The following is an 18,414-nucleotide window of genomic DNA, read 5'->3' as shown; positions in this document are numbered from 1 at the left end:
GACGCTATCCAATTGCACCGAGAACGGCAGGCCCGATCATGCGGTGCATGGGAGTCACGGGAAGCATGTAGAGGCGACCGAGCCAGTTATGAACGTGCACCACGGTCGTCACCGTGATCGTGGCATGTACATGGCCCGCATCATGAGATTTGTGGACCGACAAGCTGACATCCAGGTGTCTGTCCTTGTCACCCAGCAGTACTTCGCTGGGGCTGTTCATGATGAGGGTAAATATGCCAACCCGATCTCCGGCAAGGTACTCAGAAGCAGGTTTGCCGGGGTCCAATCGTGACAGTCTGCCCAGGTCCTTGAGCCCAAACAGCGATACGACCCGATTGCGGGCCGACATCAGCAGATCGACCCAAGTTGGCGTTTCCCGCAAGGCTTTGAGGAAATAGTCCAAGGCCGTTGCCTCGGTGTCTTCTACCGATATGGAGGTAGCATCATAAAAATACGCTCCAGGCAGATACGTGCTGATGACGCTATTGAGCGGCACCTGTGACCGATAGGGCCTTGATTGCGTGGACTGGTTTTTGGGCATATCAAGTCATTGCAGGCAGCTTTGGCTGCCAGTAGCGGCGTGCCTCGACTGGCAATTGCGACAGCACACGGTCCAAGGCCTCCGCATCCACATGCTTGCGAAGCGCGGTAGCCACCGAGGCCACCGCATCAGGTGGGGAAAAATTGTGCCGAGAGCGGACACTGCGAACGTCTGCCAACCAATCGGCCGGCTCGCCAAATGGCAGGACGGGTCGCTCAGGCTCCCAGTCTTCAATGAACAGTGCGCGAACCACCGGCGGGAGAACAGCGGCGAAAGAAAGTGCCTGGCTCACTGACAGGCGCCATCGGAACGCATGCAAGACACCCACCACCATGTTCCATGCCATATTTGTGGTGGGCAGACCTGCGCTATCGCGGGCATCCACCATGAAGCGCTCGAACTGCAGCGTGGGATTCTGGTATTCAAATGGCAGTGTCACGGACACAATTCTATGCACCCTCCTACTTTCGGCAGGGCCGTGGGCGTTTACTGCTTGATCGCTTCCACTTGTATGACTAGGTGAACCGTTCTGGGAAAGCCAAAGATGAGTCCATAGTTCATCCCCCAATCGACACGGTCGATGGTGGCTTCAAAGTCTCCGCCGCAAACCTCACGCAAGTAAACGGGACTTCGGTAACACCTGAACTGATTGGCTTTGAGCACCACCGGATTGGTCTTACCCAGCAGAGTCAGGGTTCCTGCGACCTCGCTCACGTTGTCTGAGCTGAAGCTGAAATTGTCGCCCATAAACTTGGCTGTCGGATAGGTGGCCGAATCAAATATCTCAAAACCCTGCAGGAATTTGTTGAAGGCTTCGGTTCCCGTGCTGACAGAAGTCATATCGATGGATATTTCCACCTTGCCCACTTTGGCAGTGCGGTCCAGCTGAACGGAACCTTCCTTCCGGTCAAAGCGACCGCGGTTGGTCGATGCACCAAAGTGCCCTATTTCAAAAGTGACGAAGGTATGGCTGGGATCGATGGCATAGTTTTCGGTTTCAGCTTGGGCTGCGCCTGAAGCAACGGCCATCATTCCAACCAAGGCAAGCCAATATGGACGCACTGAATGGAGCGCACCTTTGCATTTGCAAACTGATGAATCAATCGCCATGCGGAGCCGCCAGGAAAACGGGCAGCGCTTCAGCCGCCTTCGAGTACGCCACCAGGTTGGGAAAGTCTGACGCGCGCACGATTTCAGGCAACATCTTCTGCGTGAAATACCATGCCACCGCAGTCGATATACCTGCCTGCCCCATGGCTGCACCGGGGGAAGCAAGTGGTCGCTGCGTGATTGCCTCTTCCAAGGCGCCGTAGGCTGCAAGCAGCTGCTCGGTCACCCGTGCGACCCACGGCTGATGCTGCTTCTCGCTGGGGCGCAGGTTCCGTTCATAGACGATCTGCACGCTTTTTTCACATGCCGCGAGCGCCAGCCCCACCACGTGAAATTCGTACTGCTTGTCACGGATATTGGGTGACATCAGGCTGCGTGGCTGTGCCAGCGCCTCAGCATATTCAATGATCAGCGTCGAGTCCATGATGTACGTACCATCGTCGCATACCAGTGTTGGTGCCTTGACTACGGGGTTGATGCGCTGAAATTCGGTGTAGGTACTGAAGACCGACAATGACTGGTGTTCAAACTTCAGACCCAGCATGCGAAGCGAAATGACCGCACGGCGGACATAGGGAGAATCCAGCATACCTATGAGTTTCATCGGGGTTCCTTATCCAATTCCTTGTTGTGGGATGGTATGCCATCCTGGCCGCAGGGGCGGCACGGGTCCAATGAAATCGGGATATGCTATTCATTCCCGCTTCGCATCAATCAAACGAAAGTATGGGCACTTCCAAATCATCCCCGTCAGAAAGTCGCATGCCCAGTCGGCCTATATCCATGGGCCACTTGCGCACCTTGGAAGCGGTCGCTCGGCATTTGAATTTCCGCCTTGCGGCCGATGAACTGGCGCTGACACAGAGTGCAGTCAGCCGTCAAATCCAGGCACTGGAAGATGAAGTGGGTGTCCCCTTGTTCTTGCGCCATACCCGGTCGGTTGAGCTGACCGGCGCCGGGGCCGAACTATTGCGTGCAACATCACCGTCCGTGGACCGGATTGACAGTGCAGTGCGCACGATTCGCCATTCCGCAGGTCGCAAGACGGTGACATTGAATACCTGGGCTTCGTTTGCCTCCATCTGGCTGATCCCGCGACTGGAGGCGTTCCAATCGGAATATCCCGATATAGACATCCGCATCGATGCGACCGACATGCCCGTCGATCTGGAGACCAGTGACGCAGACCTGGCTTTGCGTTACACCCGCCCGGAGAAAGTCGGGCCGGACGCGATCCGGTTGTTTGGCGAGCAACTGACGCCGGTTGCAAGCCCTTGGCTACTTGAACGCAACGGCCCCTTGCGCCATGGAGCGGATCTGGCGCGCCATGCGCTCATCGAGGCTACCAACAGCCACCAGGCCAAGCATCTGCAATGGTTGACCTGGCGTCGTTGGCTGGATGCCAATGGCCACGCCAAGCTGGAGCCAAAGCGCTGGCTGTACCTCAATTACGCGCACCAGATCCTGCAGGCGACGCTCACTGGCCAAGGTGTAGCCTTGGCCAGAACCCCCATGGTTGCCGACAGTCTGGCCAATGGTGATTTGGTCGAGATCTTTCCTGGAAAACGCCTGGAAACACCGTATGCCACCTTCCTGATCAAAGGCCCCCGAAGTGGCTCTCGCCCAGAAATTCAGGCCTTCAATGCCTGGTTGTTGAAACAGGCTAAGGTGACACGCATGGCCATAGAGCCCTCTTGACCGGGGCAATCTAATTTGTGTCGAATTGTTACCCCATGCGGGAAGTGCGTTGACAAGGCTGGGGGCAGATGAAATATTGCAACCACAGTGAAAATCGCGAAACACATTGGGTGGTTCTGGGCTCTTGTGCCTCTGGCAATGGTAGGCCTGGGATTCGAGGTGTTCGCCTGGTGGCGCGACGATCAGCCGAAATTACAGGCGCTGCCGCTGTGGCTGGGACTGCTCAGTGTGTTCGGGTTCGTGATGGCAACCTGGTACAGGGCCTATCAACTGGCGCGCAGGGCGGAGGCTTCCAGAAAACTTCTGGTTTCGGTGCTGAATACGCTAGATGTGGGGCTCGAAATCTGGGACGCCGACGACCGGCTCTTGCACTACAACAAGCAAATCAATCGCTTGCGCATTGACTTCAGGACCCCCGGAGACATTGGCAAGACCTTTGAAGAGCTGACTCGCGCGAAGTTGCAGCAGCGGCAAATTGTGGTGGCTATTGGACGCGAAGAGGAATGGCTGGCAACCCGTATGCAGATGCGGGGCAGGAAGACGGATCCACAGCTGAAGGAATACACGGGTGATCAGTGGTTTAGAACCCACGATCAGCGAACCGCAGAAGGCTATCTGGTGACTTCCTGGGTCGACGTGACGGATCTGGTACGCAAGGAGCGGGAGCTGCAGGATCGCAATGCACTGCTGCAACAATTGAACAGCATGGATCCGCTTACCGGTCTGATCAACCGACGCCGTTTGGATGAAGTACTGGCCATTGAACTGTCCAGATCCGAACGCAGTGGCACTCCGATCAGCCTGCTGATGATCGACATCGATCACTTCAAGAAGTACAACGACCACTATGGTCACGTGGCTGGTGATGAATGTCTTCGTGCAGTTGCTGACGTACTGCGGCGCTGTGTGCGGCGGGCAGGTGAAACCGTGGCACGTTACGGAGGAGAGGAATTCGTGGTGCTCCTGCCAGGGTCCGACTTGAACCATGCCGTCGAAATTGCTCAGACCTGCATCACGTTGTTGCGCCAGCGGGCCATTGAGCACAAGGGCTCAGGCATGTCCACTTTGACTTTCAGCATCGGTGTTGCCAATACGTCTTCCATTTTCGGCCTATTGCCTGGCACCTTTGTGAACGCCGCCGATGCGGCTATGTACCGGGCAAAGATGGCGGGACGGGCGGGCTACAAGGTAGCAGATCAGGACGACTGGGAGATAGACCCTGACACCCCGCGTACCACGCCAGCTGAACTGGGACCGCAGTAAGGTCTAGCTACTGAAATGTTTCAGACCAGTCGCAGCGGCCCCAACACCGATTCAGTCATGCTCTCGTCAAGTTCTTCGATGGAAACCATGTAACGCTTCGCAAGCATGGTCATGGTTCCGTCCGCATTGGATTGGTCAATGGGTATGAATCCCCGTACGTCGTTCATCAAGTCCTGAAGGCGCTGATCACTCGGAAGATAGACATAGCCCCTGACGCGCATGCCGTCGTGCATCAGTACGGAAACAGGTATGCGATCAAGGCCCGGGTGTTCAGTACTCAACGTTCTTCACCTTTTCACTTTTCTGCATTCGGCAGCGCGCCACTTCGTCGAGGTGCCATGCCTACATCGTAACGTGGCTAAGCATGTGGGCGGGCGCTATCGCCTGCAAAACCCTGTGGATGGCTTGCACCACCAGATCGGGGCGATCACGGTGGATGTGGTGTCCACTGCGGTCACACACCCGCAAATAGCCCTTGGCAGACATGCTTGCCATACGCCTTTGCCCCTCTGCCCACGCCCGCGCGATGCTGTCGGGCCAGTGCAGGATCCGGCGATGGTGGGTCAGCACGCTCAATGGAATGTTGGGGAAGTCCCCGGTAATGCGGGCCTGCTGGTGCGTAATGGCCGCCGCCTCGAGCTCACGGCGCACTTCCGAGCGGCCCAGCATGAAGAGACCAATTGGCGGCTCGTACAGCAGGCGCAGCAGGCCACGCCCTTTGCAGCGTTGTACGAAGTCGGCATCTCTGGCATCGACCAGCACCACGCCCGCCACTTCCTCGGGGTAGGTGCGGGCAAAGAGCTTCATGATCGTGCCACCCAGGGAATGTCCAACCAGAACGTAGGGCGGTGGAATGTTTTCAGCTTGCAGCATGGCGCGCAGCTCTTCGACGATTTGTCCGCCGTCGCGCGTCAGCCCGGAGGGATCACTCTGTCCATAGCCGGCGCGGTCATAGGCAACGACACGGGTCACCGCACTCAGGGCATTGAAAACAGGTGCCCAGACCTCCTTGCCTTGGCCCAGGCCGGACTCGAAAACCACGGTGTAGGCACCCGTTCCCGCGGTGATGTAGGAACGCACGCCAAAAGGGGTGTGACTGAAGCGAATGGGCGGAAGGCTTTTGAGGGCCTCTTCGCATGCGCGGTCATCGCTGGCACGAAACACTTTATTTAAAAGTGCAGGCAGCCAGCGCTCTGCACCATTTTCCCAACGTCCCATTAATAGCTACCTGTTCTCATAAAGATCGCAGTGTGAGTCCACCATGAATGCTGGGCATTGTGTCAAAACTTCTGTCTGTTACCGGGCAAAAAGGGCATTAAATTGTTACAGAACGATTCAGGAGGCTACCAATTGGCCTCCCGCTCCGGGCTCGCACTGATTTTATGAATGGACAAGTCGGCACCGTCGTACTCTTCTTCCTGGCTCAAACGCAACCCCAGCAGGGCTTTGAGCAGACCGTAGACGGCAAAACCACTGACCAGTGCCCAGACGACACCCAGGCCGGTGCCCAGCACCTGAGCCCCCATGCTGACCCCGCCCAGACCGCCCAGGGCCTTGCTGCCAAAGATGCCAGCGGCCACCCCGCCCCACGTCCCGCACAGCCCATGCAAGGGCCAGACACCCAGCACATCGTCGATCTTCCATTTGTTTTGCGTCAGAGTGAACATCGATACAAAGATTGCACCGGCAACGGCCCCTACCACCAAGGCGCCCAGCGGATGCATCAGGTCGGAGCCAGCGCACACGGCCACCAGGCCCGCCAGCGGGCCGTTGTGCACGAAGCCGGGGTCGTTCTTGCCCAGAAGCAGGGCCGTCAGGGTACCGCCCACCATGGCCATGAGCGAGTTCACGGCCACCAGGCCGGAAATTTTGTCCAGGGTCTGCGCGCTCATCACATTGAAGCCAAACCAGCCCACCGTCAGAATCCAGGCGCCCAGCGCCAGGAATGGAATGCTGCTGGGCGGATGTGCCGATATGGCGCCGTCCTTGCGATAGCGGTTGCTGCGCGCACCCAACAACATGACCGCACCCAGCGCAATCCAGCCTCCCAGCGCATGGACCACCACACTGCCGGCGAAATCGTGGAATTCGGCTCCGGTGTTTGCCAGCAGCCAGGCCTGCACACCAAAGTGCTGGTTCCAGGCTATGCCTTCAAAGAAGGGGTAGACAACGCCCACGATCATGGCCGTGGCCATGAGCTGGGGCCAGAACTTGGCGCGCTCCGCAATGCCTCCGGAAATGATGGCCGGAATGGCCGCAGCAAAGGTCAGCAGAAAGAAGAACTTCACCAACTCATAGCCATTCTTGGCCGCCAGGTCTTGCGCACCGACAAAGAAGCTGGTGCCATAAGCCACGGCATAACCCAGCACAAAGTACACAACCGTGGAAACGGAAAAGTCCACCAGGATCTTGACCAACGCATTGACTTGGTTCTTGCGGCGAACCGTACCCAACTCCAGAAAAGCGAAACCCGCATGCATGGCAAGCACCATGATTGCGCCCAACAAAATAAACAGGGCATTGGCGCCCTGTTGTAGTGCATTCATAAACAACCTCTTGGAAATAATGCATTCAGACGGTGCGGAAAATTGCACACGCCCACTGTCGCACCATTTGTAAGCAATAAATGCGCCACAACGGCGCAAAGATCTTTAAAGACGTCTTGTTTCAGTGCATTTTCGGGATTAAAGGTATGCCAAATGCCCTGGACAACCTATTCCACGCACCAAAAAGGCTACGCACTCCAACGGCTGTGGGGTTGCCAGGTCGCTGCCCAGGTCGGCAACTGGTCGGCGGCCATGGGGCGTGCAATGCCATAGCCCTGCGCCAGCTCACAACCCAACTGCAGCAACACGGTGCCGTGCGCCACGGACTCCACCCCTTCTGCAATGACCTTGCGTCTGAAAGCCGCGGCCAGGCCGATCACGCCTTGCAGGATGGCCCGGTCATCTGGGTCATCCAGCATTTCACGCACAAAGCTCTGGTCGATCTTGAGCATGGTCACGGGCAGACGCTTGAGGTAGGTCAGCGATGAATAGCCCGTTCCGAAGTCGTCCAGCGCAAATTCAACCCCCATGGCCCGGCAGGCTTCCATGACGCTGGAAACGTGCTCCAGGTCCTCCAGCGCACTGGTCTCGAGCACCTCCAGTTCGAGGTCTCCGGGCTTGACCCCGGGATGCGCTGTCATCAGATCGCGCAGACGCTCGACGAAATCCGTCTGCTGCAACTGACGGGCGCCAATGTTGACGCTTACCGAGATATCGAGCCCGCCCGCCTGCCAGGCGCCCATCTGACTCAGTGCCCGGTGAATCACCCACTCCCCGAAATCGACCGCCAGCGGATGGTCCTCGATGATCGGCAAGAAGCTGGCTGGGGGCAGCAGACCCTTGGTCGGGTGCTGCCAGCGAATCAGTGCCTCGGCCCCGATGACGGCGCCGGTACGCATATTGACTTTGGGCTGGTAATGCAGGACGAATTCGTCATTGAGCAAGGCCAGTCGGATGTTTTCCAGACTCTCGTGGTGATCGCGAATGCTGTTGTCGTGCTCGGCGTCGAAGACGTGGTACCGATTCTTGCCGCTCACCTTGGCCTGGTACATGGCGTGATCCGCCTGGCGCAGCAATTGGTCCGCTTCCGCTTCCTGAGCCTGCGGGTAGAACGTCACGCCCAGGCTGGCCGAAACCCGTAGTGTGAGCTCACCCACCTGTACGGACTGCGATGCCGCAACCAGCAAGCGGTTGAGCATGGGATGGCTGTCCTGCGCATCCGGAAGATCAACCAGCACTACCACGAACTCATCGCCGCCAATGCGGGCCAGTGTGTCCACCTCACGCAGTGCATGTTTCATGCGACTGGCCACGGCAATCAGCATCTGGTCGCCGGCTGCATGCCCGTGCTGGTCGTTGATGGCCTTGAAGCCGTCAAGATCCAGGTACACCACGGCCAGTTTGTGTCCGCGTCGATGCGCCAACGCCATGCCCTGAACCAGGCGGTCTGCCAGCAAGGCACGGTTGGGCAGATTGGTCAGCACGTCATAGTGCGCAATATGCTCCAGCTGCCGCTGATGCTCCCTGCGTTGCGTGATGTCCTCCTTGACCGCCACGAAGTGAAGCAGTGCACCTTGCTCATCCAGAATCGGGGAAATGGAAGCGTGCACCCAGAACAGGGAACCGTCTTTGCGGCGGTTATGGAAGTCCCCGCTCCAGGTATGACCGGACCGGATGGTCCGCCAGATCTTGTCGTTCTCTTCGCGCGACTTTTCACCGCTGCTCAGAATCCCCGGGGTCTTGCCTATGGCTTCTGCACTGCGGTAGCCGGTGACCTCCTCGAACTTGGGATTCACATATTCAATGACGCCCAAGGGGTCGGTTATCAGGATGGAAACCGGGCTTTGCGCAATGGCGCGTGACAGGGTATTGAGGCGCTCGCCCGCGCGCTTGCGCTCAATGGCCAGAGCAGCCAGTCTGGCATAGCGCTCGATCAGCTCAATTTCGACGCCTGACGGTTTTGCTGCCTTGCGGTGGTACAGCGCAAAGGTGCCAAGCACCTGCCCTTCGGTTCCAATAATGGGCTCTGACCAACACGCCTGCAAGCCCGCTTGGCCAGCAATATCTCGGTACGACGCCCAGTAGGGATGCTGCTGGATGTTTTCAACGATGACCCGTTCGCCACGGAAAGCCGCTGTGCCGCATGAACCAACCCCTTCGCCTATGGCCACGCCGTCAATGGCGTCCACGAAAAACTGCGGCAGACCAGGCGCAGCGCCATGCCGCAGGTGCTTGCCTTCCTTGTCCAGCAGCAGGATCGAGCTGAACATATCCGGGTGCAGCTGCTCCACCTGCCGGGTCAGCGCGTCCAGCAGATTGCGCAGGGGGACATCACGGCTGATTTGATCCAGTATCTGGTTGTGCAAAGCCAGTTCACCCGTGCGCGCGGCCACCAGCTGATCGAGGTTTGACACGTGTGAGTAGACGGCACTCTGCAAGGTCTGAAATCCTTCGGCCAATACATCCACTTCGTCCGCATAGCGCTTGGAGCCCTTGTCATACACAACGGGTGCCGGAGCAGCGCCCGGCACGAGCTCCCGCGCGAACCGTGCCAGCGTGGACAGCGGGCGTTCCAGCTTCTGGCGCAACAGCACCGTGATGGCCAGGCAGATGGCCGTCACAAATACAAAATAGCCCAGCAGCAACTGGGCGATCTCACGCTTGATCTTGGCATGCCGGTACGCATCCTTGCCGGTCACCTGCAAAGTGCCCAGTGCGCCGCTGCCGCCGGGGGACGGAACTTCAATGCGACTCTTGACCTCACCGTCGGTGAGCGTGGTGTCGCCTGCCACGTAACGTTCTCCGGTCAGGGTCCACAGCTCCACATAGGCCACTTCTGGGCGCTGCGCAATCAGGGTGAGCTGCTTGCGCACCGCCTCCAGCTCAATGTCCCACAGACTGACGGAAAGTTGCGGAGCACTGGCTACGGATATGTCGCGTATGGTGGTCTGAAAGGCGACCTTCCCAGAGCGGTACTCAATCAGGGCATGCAGTGACCCGAGCACGACAAAGCACAGCGCCGCTAGCGCAACGACCCGTTGGATCAGTACGTTGGCAATGGGTCGGAAGGGACGGCTTGGCATGGCGGGACCCTGCCCTCAGCGTATGAGCTGCTCAAAAGAAAAGTTGTAGTGCTTGACTTGCGGATTGAGTACCTTGCTGTATTTGCGAAAGTCGATCCTGCTGTAGCCGCTGGCATAGCGCGCACGAAATCGCTCTGCGCTCTCCGCATCGAACAAGGTGAACATCGGACGATCCAGTTCCAGACCTTCGTCGGCAAAGTCACGGCCGTGGGCGTAGTCGTAAATCATGACCAGCGCCCAGGCACCGGCGATGAAATGCCCGCCGGCCAGAGCCGTCAGGCGACCGGACTGCACCGCCTCCAGGGCTTCCTGCGACGTGTTGACGCCACTGAACCAGGCGTCCTGCCCCGGCTTTCCCCCGCGCTTTTCCCAGGTCTGCATGGCACCAAAGGCCATCTGGTCGCTACCAGCCCATACCAGGCGCGTACCCGGATAGCGGCCATACAGCACCGCACTTTGTTCAGCGGCTTTGTCACGGCTCCAGTCGGCAAAGACTTCCTGGTCCAGCACGACATCGCCGGCATCCAAGACCGCGTGGCGCATGCCCTCGTTGCGCTCTATGGAGGCGGGTGTGGAACGGTCGCCCGCGATCGCCAGCATGTGCAGCTTACCATCGGGGGCCTGGGCTTTTTCAGCGCGGCCCTTGGCTATCAGGCTTCTGGCGGTGAGGTAACCAGCATCGGAGGCATGCGGCTGCAACGACCCTATCCAGAATGGGTAACGCTGGCGCGGAGCCCCAATCTCCTTGCGGGCCGCCACGCTGGGCGGACTGAAAGCAAAGAAGCAGCGTATGCCGCTACCCTCCAGCAGGCTCAGCTGCTTGGGCCCCAGGTCGTAGTCATTGGTCAGTATCAGGTAGTCGGGCCGCTCGGCCTTGGGGCGGCTGGCAATTTCCTTTGCTACGGCCAAGGCACGTGGATGGTCACGTTCCACGAAGCGCATTTCCAGCGTAATGCCCAGGCTGTCCGCCGCCGCTTTCATGGACTCGGCCACGGCAACCCAGTAGGCCTCATCCGACTTTCCGGGATTGATGAATGCCACTGTCAGCGCAAAGGAAGGCACTGCCATGAGCAGGCCAACAAGTAAAGCAAACCACCGAATCATTGTTGTATGTAGCGAAATCCCGAATAGGACGATTCTTGCACATACTGCTCCCCGTACATATCGGGGTAGCGCAACCCGACGCGTATGGGGATACTTTACAAATCCTTCACCAAACGCAATGCGTCGTAAATGGCCGCATGGGTGTTGCGCGCGGATACCGCATCACCAATGCGGAACAACTGATAGCCCTGCCCTGTGGCGGCGCTGTGCGGCTGTGGCACGCCGGCAATCAATGCAGCATGGTCCACGGCGCCCTGGTTGAGGGAATCTGCCTTGAGTTCAAAGTACAAATCATCCAGCGGACGCGTGCCGTGGTTGATGATGACCTGGTCCACCACGCGCTGCTTTCGCACGCCACCGTAGTCGCTGCCCACGTGGGCAATCAGTCCCTGCGGACCGCGCTCCACCGACAGCAGCCGGTAGGTCACAGTGAAGACGACGTCCAGCTTCTGCAGGCTGCGCATGTAGGGCACCAGGTTCATAGCCATGACCTCGGGCGCAAAGCTGCGGTCGGGTGTCATGACTTCCAGATGCGCGCCACTGGCACCAATTACCTCGGCGGCCTGTAGCGCGGCGTGGTCACCGGCGTCGTCAAACAGCAGCACATTCTTGCCTGGCTTGACCGCTCCGCTGATGATGTCCCAGGTGGATTCCACCAGCTCATTGCCTGCCGACATGGCCCCCAGCCCAGGCTGCGCCTGGCCCCCCGAGGGGGTGCAGTCATCCTTGGGGAGGCCCGGCGGACGACTGAGCACTTCGGTGTGCGGCAGGCCTCCGGTGGCGATGATGACCACATCCGGCCGCTCGGCCAGCACGCGCGTGCTGTCGGCCAACGTGTTGTAGTGGAACTGCACGCCGGCCTCTTCGCAACGCGCCACGCGCCAGTCGATGATGCCAATCATCTCGCGGCGGCGCTGGCTCTGTGCGGTCAGGCGGATCTGGCCGCCCGGCTTGTCTGCCGCTTCCAGCACCACCACCTGGTGACCGCGCTCGGAGGCCACACGCGCGGCCTCCAGCCCGGCAGGCCCCGCGCCCACCACCACAACCTTGCGCGGTTTCTCCGCCCTGGCCAGTGTGTGCGGCATGGTCAGCTCGCGACCGGTGGCCGGGTTGTGCAGGCAATAGGCATCGCCACCCTGGTAGATGCGGTCCAGGCAGTAGTTGGCGCCCACGCAGGGGCGTATGGTGTCTTCGCGGCCCAGCATGATCTTGCGCACGATGTGCGGGTCGGCCATGTGCGCACGGGTCATGCCCACCATGTCGAGCTTGCCGCTCTCAATGGCAAAGCGGGCGGTGGTCACATCCTGGATTTTGGCGCCGTGGAAGATGGGAATGCCACCCAGTTGCGCGCGCAAGCCACCCGCAAACTCCAGGTGCGGCGCGCTGCGCATGCCCTGCACCGGGATGACGTCGGTCAGACCGGCGTCGGTATCGATATGGCCCCGGATGATGTTGAGGAAGTCCACCATGCCCGACTTGGCCAGATAGCGCGCAATGCCCAGGCCCTCCTCTGCCGTCAAACCACCCGGCTGCGCCTCGTCGGCCACGCCACGCACTCCGATGATGAAGTCCGGCCCCACGCGCGCACGGATGGCCTTGAGCACCTCCAGCGTGAAGCGTACCCGGTTTTCCAGCGAGCCGCCGTAGGGCGACTCCAGCGTATTGGTCACAGGCGACCAGAACTGGTCCATCAAATGCCCATAGGCCTCCAACTCCAAACCGTCCACACCGGCAGCATGCATGCGCTCAGCGGCATCGGCATAGTCCTTGATGATGCGTGCAATGTCCCAGTCTTCCATCTTCTTGGGGAAGGCCCGGTGCGATGCCTCGCGCTCATGCGAAGGCGACACCACCGGCAGCCAGTCGGCCTTGGACCAGCTAGTGCGCCGTCCCAGGTGGGTGATCTGGATCATCACCGCCGCGCCGTGCTCATGGCAGGCGTCGGTGAGGTCTTTCATCCACGGCACCACTTCATCCTTGTAGGCCAGGATGTTGTTGAACACGGGCGGGCTGTCACGCGACACGGCTGCCGAGCCAGCCGTCATGGTCAGTGCAATGCCGGCCTTGGCGCGCTCCACATGGTAGGCGCGGTACTTGGCCTTGGGCATGCCCTCTTCGGGGTAGGCCGGCTCGTGGGAGGTGAGCATCAACCGGTTCTTGAGCCGCAGATGTTTGAGTTGGAAGGGTTGCAACAGGGGATCGTTCTCGGGAGCCATGGAGAGTCTTTCGGATGGAATTGCGTTCAGTACCACTGATCGGTGGTGGCGGCCTTCTTGCGGGCCACAAAGTCTTTCAGGGCCTCATCGACGGCCACGTCCATGACGGGCGCCTCGTAGTCGGCCAGTGCGGTCTTCCAGCGTATGTTGGCACGCGTGGCGCTATCGGTCTTGCCGGCCTCGACCCAGGATTCAAACGGCGTGTTGTCGGAGATGGTGGAGTCGAAAAAGGCGGTGGTGTAGTTGGCCATGGTGTGGGCACTGCCCAGGTAATGGCCGCCGGGCGTGACTTCCTTGAAGGCGTCCATGGCCAGTGTGTTGTCGTCCACCACCACGCCGCCCAGGTAGCTGTGCAAGGCGCCGCAGAAGTCGGCATCCATCATGAACTTCTCGTAGCTCATGGACAGCAGACCATCGAGGAAGCCAGCCGAATGCAGGATGAAGTTGGCGCCGCAATGGATGGCCGAGAGCATGGACATGACGCTCTCCTGCATGGCCTGTCCGTCGGGCAGCTTGGAGGTGGTGAAGGAGCCCGCGCAACGCAACGGCAGATTCAGGCGGCGCGCCAGCTGGCCAATCACCATGGAGCCGATGGCAGGTTCGGGCGTGCCAAAGGTGGGCGAGCCCGAGCGCAGCGACATGCTGGACAAAAAGTTGCCATAGATCACCGGCGCACCGGGCCGCTCCAGTTGCGTGATGGCGCAACCCACCATGGTCTCGGCATGGGCCTGGGCGATGGCGCCGGCATTGGTGACCGGGCCCATGGCGCCACCCAGGATGAAGGGCACGATGACCGCCGCCTGATTGGCGCGCGCGTAGGCCCGTGCCGACTTGGTCATGGTGCCATCCCACAGCAGCGGTGAGTTGACGTTGACGTTGCCCAGGATCACGCAGTTCTGGTCGACAAACTCACGGCCAAACAGGATGCGCGACATTTCGATGGAATCCTCGGCACGCTCTTCCGAGGTGATGGAGCCCATGTAGGCCTTGTCGGAGTAACGCATGTGCGAATACACCATGTCCAGGTGGCGCTTGTTGACCGGCACGTCGGTAGGCTCGCACACGGTGCCGCCGCTGTGGTGCAGCCAAGGGCAGGCATAAGCCAGCTTGATGAAGTTCTGGAAGTCCTCCAGCGTGCCGTAGCGGCGGCCCCGGTCCAGGTCCATCACGAAGGGCGACCCGTAAGCCGGAGAGAACACCACGTTCTTGCCGCCGATTTGCACACTGCGCTGCGGGTTGCGCGCGTGCTGGGTGAACTCCCTGGGCGCCGTCTTCAGGATCTCGCGCACATGGCCCGGCTCGAAGGTGACACGCATACCGTTGACCTTGGCGCCGGCCTTGCGGAACAGGTCCAGGCATTCTTCGTCATCGCGGATGTCCAACCCCACCTCGGCCAGGATGCGCTCCGCAGTCGCTTCGATCTTCTGCAGGTTTTCCTCGCCCATCACGTCGTAGGTCGGGATGTTGCGCTGGATGTAGGCCGGGCCATTGATCTTGGCCTTGGGGTCGCGGCGCTCGCGTCCGCCGGCACGACGGTGCTTCTTGTGGTCGGTACCCGCAGCCACTGGTGGGAGTTCGGCGTCTGAGGTGGAGGCTACTGCTTCGGTCATCGTTTCTGCCTTGTTGTTGGTGGACTGGCGCAGAGAGCTGCACCAGCGACTGACCCTGAGCCAGCCGTGAGCCCAGCTTATGCCAAACGTCCGTGTCTGTGAATGGCAAACGCACTCATGTCTGTCATAAACTCAGCTTATGACCGACACCAAAACCAACCAAAGTCTGAACAACCTGTTGGTGTTTGAATCCGCCGCGCGCCGGGGCAGCTTTACCCGCGCTGCGGAAGACTTGGGGATAAGCCAGCCTGCAGTCAGTCACGCCATGCGCCTGCTGGAAGCAGACCTGGGTGTGGCGCTGTTCGAGCGCCAGCACAAGGGCGTGCAAACCACCGAGGCTGGCAAGTACCTGTTGGAGCAGGTCGGCATGGGCCTATCCCTGATCGACCAGGCACTGCGCGAAGTGCGCGGCATGCAGGCGCACCAAGTGACGCTGGCCGTCTCCACCGCGACCGCCACTTGGTGGCTGCTGCCCCGCATTGCGCGCTTCAAGCAGATGCATCCGGATATCGAGCTGCGCGTCATCACCACCGACACCGACCTGGACCTGGCGCGCGAGCGCATAGACCTGGCTGTCACCCTGGGTGCAGACGACTTTGCCCACTACCAGCGTTGGCATTTTGTGGACGAGGAGATTTTCCCGGTCTGCAGCCCGAAGTTTCTGAAGAACAACCCGCTGCCCGACCTGAAAGCCCTAGCCAGCAGCCCTCTGCTGCTGCTGGAAGAGCGTTACCGTCCGCGCATGGCCTGGAAGGAGTGGCTGGCCCGCTTTGGCATCAGCCTGCCACGCCAGCCCCGGCTGTTTCGCTTCAACGACTATTCCATCGTGCTGCAGGCGGCCATCGAGGGACAAGGCGTGGCGCAGGGCTGGCGGCATATCGTGCAACCGCTGATCGCGCAGGGCCTGCTGGTGCGCCCCATTGACGCCAGCGTGACGACCGATCACCCCCTCTACATCACGGCCCCTCAGGGCAAGGCCCTGCGCACCGATGTGGCATACCTCAAGGATTGGCTGGTGGCAGAAGCCAGCACCAGCTAGAGCAGGCGCCGTTCAGCGCAATGCCTGCTCTATGGCCGCCACCAGCTTGGGACTTTGTGGCTCCACGTCGCTGGGGTAATGGCCAAGCACTTTGCCGCTGCGGTCTATCAGGTATTTGTGGAAATTCCACTGCGGTGTGGCGCCGGTTGCCTGGGTCAACGCCCCATAAAAGGCATTTTTGCCCGGCCCTGAGACAACGCTCTTGGCGAACATGGGGAACTTCACGCCGTAGGTGTTGAAACAGAAGTCGGCAATTTCCTTGGAGTTGCCGGGCTCCTGTTTGCCGAAATCATTGGACGGAAAGCCCAGCACCACCAAACCATCTTTGCCGTATTTGGCATACAAGGCCTCCAGCCCCTCGTACTGTCGGGTGTAGCCACAGTAGCTCGCCGTATTGACCACCAGCAGCACTTTGCCAGCGTACTGGCACAGATTCTGGGGACTGTCGTCCTGCAGACGCGGGAACTGGTACTGCAGCAGCGCAGGGCATGCTGTGGGAGTTGCTGGTTTGGTTTGTGCCATGGCTGCCATCGACGTGCATATCAAACCCAGGAGCGCAAGCGCGCGCCACTGGAACCACGAGCGAAACCATCTGCCGCCTGCGTATCGCTCCATTGGATGTCCCTGACTTGGCTTACGGCGCGGCTGTCACCTGGCCACGGATTTCACCGCCGGGGTTGGCCGCCGTATGCAGATTGGCATACCACTTGCCGGCCAACAGATCTTGTGCCTGGGCCGGAGTCAGTGTGGCCGTACCCTTGATCGGACTCTCCACCGACCCGGTGAAGCCCAGGGCAACGCCCGCATTCTTTCCCACATCAGCCGGGCCATGAAAATGCCCGGCCTTTGCCGGTCCCGTCAAACCCGAATAGGTAAGCGTCCAGCTAAGTTGATTGGTCTGTGTGTCAAACGTTCCGTCCACCATGCCTACGCCTGCACTCGTTGTAGCAGGAACTTCGCTGGCACCGGACAGTGAAGCCTTGATACGCATGGTATCTGCCATACACGCGCCGCTGAATGCCAGCAGCGCTCCAACCAGAGATGTGGAAAGTAGTTTTGACCGGTAGTTCATGAATGCTCCTTGGAAGTTGCCATGCCCGCGTGGGGATGCAACGACTGTATGACTAAGGAGTAACCTCTTGAACCTAGTGGTAATTCAGGCCGCTTCACTGCGCTCGTACCACCCCTTGGAATGGTTGACAATGGCGACCACCAGCAGCATGACCGGCACCTCAATCAACACGCCCACCACGGTTGCCAATGCGGCTCCCGAATGGAATCCAAAGAGACTGATGGCTGCGGCCACCGCCAGTTCAAAGAAGTTGGAGGCGCCAATCAGCGCTGAGGGGCAGGCAATGTTGTGCTTCTCGCCAACCGCACGGTTGAGCCAGTAGGCCAGTGCCGAGTTGAAAAACACCTGGATCAGGATAGGTACCGCCAGCAGACCGATCACCAGCGGTTGCTGCAGGATGGCTTCGCCCTGGAAAGCGAACAACAGCACCAGGGTTGCCAGCAACGCAGTGATGGACCAGGGGCCGATGCGGGCCATGGCCGCATCGAAAGCCGCAACACCCCTGGACAACAAGGACCTGCGCAGCCACTGCGCCAGGACGACCGGAATCACGATGTAGAGCACCACCGAGGTCAGTAAGGTATCCCACGGCACGGTAATGGCAGAGAGCCCCAGCAGAAAGGCCACCAGCGGCGCAAATGCCACCACCATGATGCTGTCGTTGAGCGCCACCTGCGACAGGGTGAACAGCGGGTCACCGCCGGTGAGCCTGCTCCACACAAACACCATTGCCGTGCAGGGCGCGGCAGCCAGCAGGATCAGGCCGGCGATGTAGCTGTCGAGCTGGTCCGGCGGCAGCAGTGGCGCAAACCAGTGGCGGATGAACAGCCAGCCCAGAAACGCCATGGAGAATGGCTTGACCAGCCAGTTCACAAACAGCGTGACGCCAATGCCCTTGATGTGCTTGCGCACCTCACCCAAAGCGGCGAAGTCCACCTTCACCAACATGGGGATGATCATGACCCAGATCAGCAACCCCACCGGCAGATTGACCTTGGCAATCTCCATGCGGCCAATGGCCTGGAACACATCCGGCAGGAACTGCCCGCAGGCGATGCCGATCACGATGCACAAAAAGACCCATACCGTCAGGTAGCGCTCGAACACGCTCATGGTTTGTGTACGCATTGAG

The 18,414-nt window shown here is 59.9% G+C and carries 17 protein-coding genes; 3 read left to right on the top strand and 14 right to left on the bottom strand.

The window, feature by feature from the left end; translation table 11 throughout:
- Window positions 1–4 precede the first annotated feature (4 nt).
- The 4 genes from AC1RMF_RS21190 to AC1RMF_RS21175 are packed head-to-tail and all read right to left on the bottom strand — an operon-like array spanning window position 5 to window position 2,255.
- Entirely contained in the window at window positions 5–541 is a 537-nt protein-coding gene (locus AC1RMF_RS21190) for a DUF2867 domain-containing protein (RefSeq protein ID WP_342616424.1), read from the bottom strand.
- A gap of 1 nt (window position 542) precedes the next feature.
- Window positions 543–980, bottom strand: a complete 438-nt coding sequence (locus AC1RMF_RS21185) for a DUF2267 domain-containing protein (protein ID WP_493144132.1) — start codon at window positions 978–980, stop codon at window positions 543–545.
- Window positions 981–1,027: 47 nt separating this feature from the next.
- Entirely contained in the window at window positions 1,028–1,603 is a 576-nt protein-coding gene (locus AC1RMF_RS21180; protein WP_493144222.1) for a YceI family protein, read from the bottom strand.
- A 37-nt stretch (window positions 1,604–1,640) separates the two neighbouring features.
- Complete coding sequence (locus tag AC1RMF_RS21175) at window positions 1,641–2,255, bottom strand: glutathione S-transferase (RefSeq protein WP_493144130.1); 615 nt, start codon at window positions 2,253–2,255, stop codon at window positions 1,641–1,643.
- Window positions 2,256–2,413: 158 nt separating this feature from the next.
- Here AC1RMF_RS21175 and AC1RMF_RS21170 point away from each other — a divergent pair, with 158 nt between their 5' ends.
- Window positions 2,414–3,349: a LysR substrate-binding domain-containing protein gene (locus AC1RMF_RS21170; RefSeq protein WP_342616421.1), complete on the top strand. Its 936-nt coding sequence runs from the start codon at window positions 2,414–2,416 to the stop codon at window positions 3,347–3,349.
- Between the two features lie 87 nt (window positions 3,350–3,436).
- The gene (locus AC1RMF_RS21165; protein ID WP_493144126.1) at window positions 3,437–4,612 is read left to right on the top strand and encodes a sensor domain-containing diguanylate cyclase; all 1,176 of its coding nucleotides are present in this window, start codon (window positions 3,437–3,439) and stop codon (window positions 4,610–4,612) included.
- Window positions 4,613–4,632: 20 nt separating this feature from the next.
- On the opposite strand, the gene AC1RMF_RS21160 is transcribed toward AC1RMF_RS21165, so the two are convergent.
- The 7 genes from AC1RMF_RS21160 to AC1RMF_RS21130 form a co-directional block, all read right to left on the bottom strand.
- Window positions 4,633–4,893, bottom strand: a complete 261-nt coding sequence (locus tag AC1RMF_RS21160) for a DUF6812 domain-containing protein (protein WP_342616419.1) — start codon at window positions 4,891–4,893, stop codon at window positions 4,633–4,635.
- 61 nt (window positions 4,894–4,954) lie between these two features.
- The gene (locus AC1RMF_RS21155) at window positions 4,955–5,830 is read right to left on the bottom strand and encodes an alpha/beta fold hydrolase (RefSeq protein ID WP_493144125.1); all 876 of its coding nucleotides are present in this window, start codon (window positions 5,828–5,830) and stop codon (window positions 4,955–4,957) included.
- A gap of 125 nt (window positions 5,831–5,955) precedes the next feature.
- Window positions 5,956–7,158 carry an ammonium transporter gene (locus tag AC1RMF_RS21150; protein WP_342616417.1) on the bottom strand — a complete coding sequence of 401 codons (1,203 nt, stop codon included), beginning with the start codon at window positions 7,156–7,158 and terminating at the stop codon, window positions 5,956–5,958.
- 188 nt (window positions 7,159–7,346) lie between these two features.
- A complete protein-coding gene (locus AC1RMF_RS21145) occupies window positions 7,347–10,241 on the bottom strand; it encodes a bifunctional diguanylate cyclase/phosphodiesterase (RefSeq protein ID WP_493144122.1) in 2,895 nt (964 codons plus the stop codon).
- A 15-nt stretch (window positions 10,242–10,256) separates the two neighbouring features.
- Complete coding sequence (locus tag AC1RMF_RS21140; protein WP_342616415.1) at window positions 10,257–11,309, bottom strand: ABC transporter substrate-binding protein; 1,053 nt, start codon at window positions 11,307–11,309, stop codon at window positions 10,257–10,259.
- Between the two features lie 131 nt (window positions 11,310–11,440).
- Complete coding sequence (locus AC1RMF_RS21135; RefSeq protein WP_493144119.1) at window positions 11,441–13,561, bottom strand: oxidoreductase; 2,121 nt, start codon at window positions 13,559–13,561, stop codon at window positions 11,441–11,443.
- A 26-nt stretch (window positions 13,562–13,587) separates the two neighbouring features.
- Window positions 13,588–15,171 (bottom strand): trimethylamine methyltransferase family protein, encoded by a 1,584-nt coding sequence (locus AC1RMF_RS21130; RefSeq protein ID WP_493144118.1) that lies wholly within the window; start codon window positions 15,169–15,171, stop codon window positions 13,588–13,590.
- 139 nt (window positions 15,172–15,310) lie between these two features.
- Between AC1RMF_RS21130 and AC1RMF_RS21125 the strand changes: the two genes are divergently transcribed.
- A complete protein-coding gene (locus AC1RMF_RS21125) occupies window positions 15,311–16,210 on the top strand; it encodes a LysR substrate-binding domain-containing protein (protein WP_493144115.1) in 900 nt (299 codons plus the stop codon).
- A 12-nt stretch (window positions 16,211–16,222) separates the two neighbouring features.
- On the opposite strand, the gene AC1RMF_RS21120 is transcribed toward AC1RMF_RS21125, so the two are convergent.
- The 3 genes from AC1RMF_RS21120 to arsB form a co-directional block, all read right to left on the bottom strand.
- Window positions 16,223–16,732, bottom strand: coding sequence for a glutathione peroxidase (locus AC1RMF_RS21120; protein WP_493144113.1), 510 nt, complete (start codon window positions 16,730–16,732; stop codon window positions 16,223–16,225).
- Window positions 16,733–16,844: 112 nt separating this feature from the next.
- Window positions 16,845–17,282: a CHRD domain-containing protein gene (locus AC1RMF_RS21115; RefSeq protein WP_493144111.1), complete on the bottom strand. Its 438-nt coding sequence runs from the start codon at window positions 17,280–17,282 to the stop codon at window positions 16,845–16,847.
- Between the two features lie 84 nt (window positions 17,283–17,366).
- On the bottom strand, window positions 17,367–18,410 hold the full coding sequence (gene arsB, locus AC1RMF_RS21110) for an ACR3 family arsenite efflux transporter (RefSeq protein WP_493144109.1): 1,044 nt from the start codon (window positions 18,408–18,410) through the stop codon (window positions 17,367–17,369).
- Window positions 18,411–18,414 lie beyond the last annotated feature (4 nt).

It is taken from the genome of Rhodoferax sp. GW822-FHT04A08 (assembly GCF_058801025.1).
The sequence above is the reverse complement of the archived record's forward strand: the minus strand, read 5'-3'. Positions and strand labels throughout refer to the sequence as shown.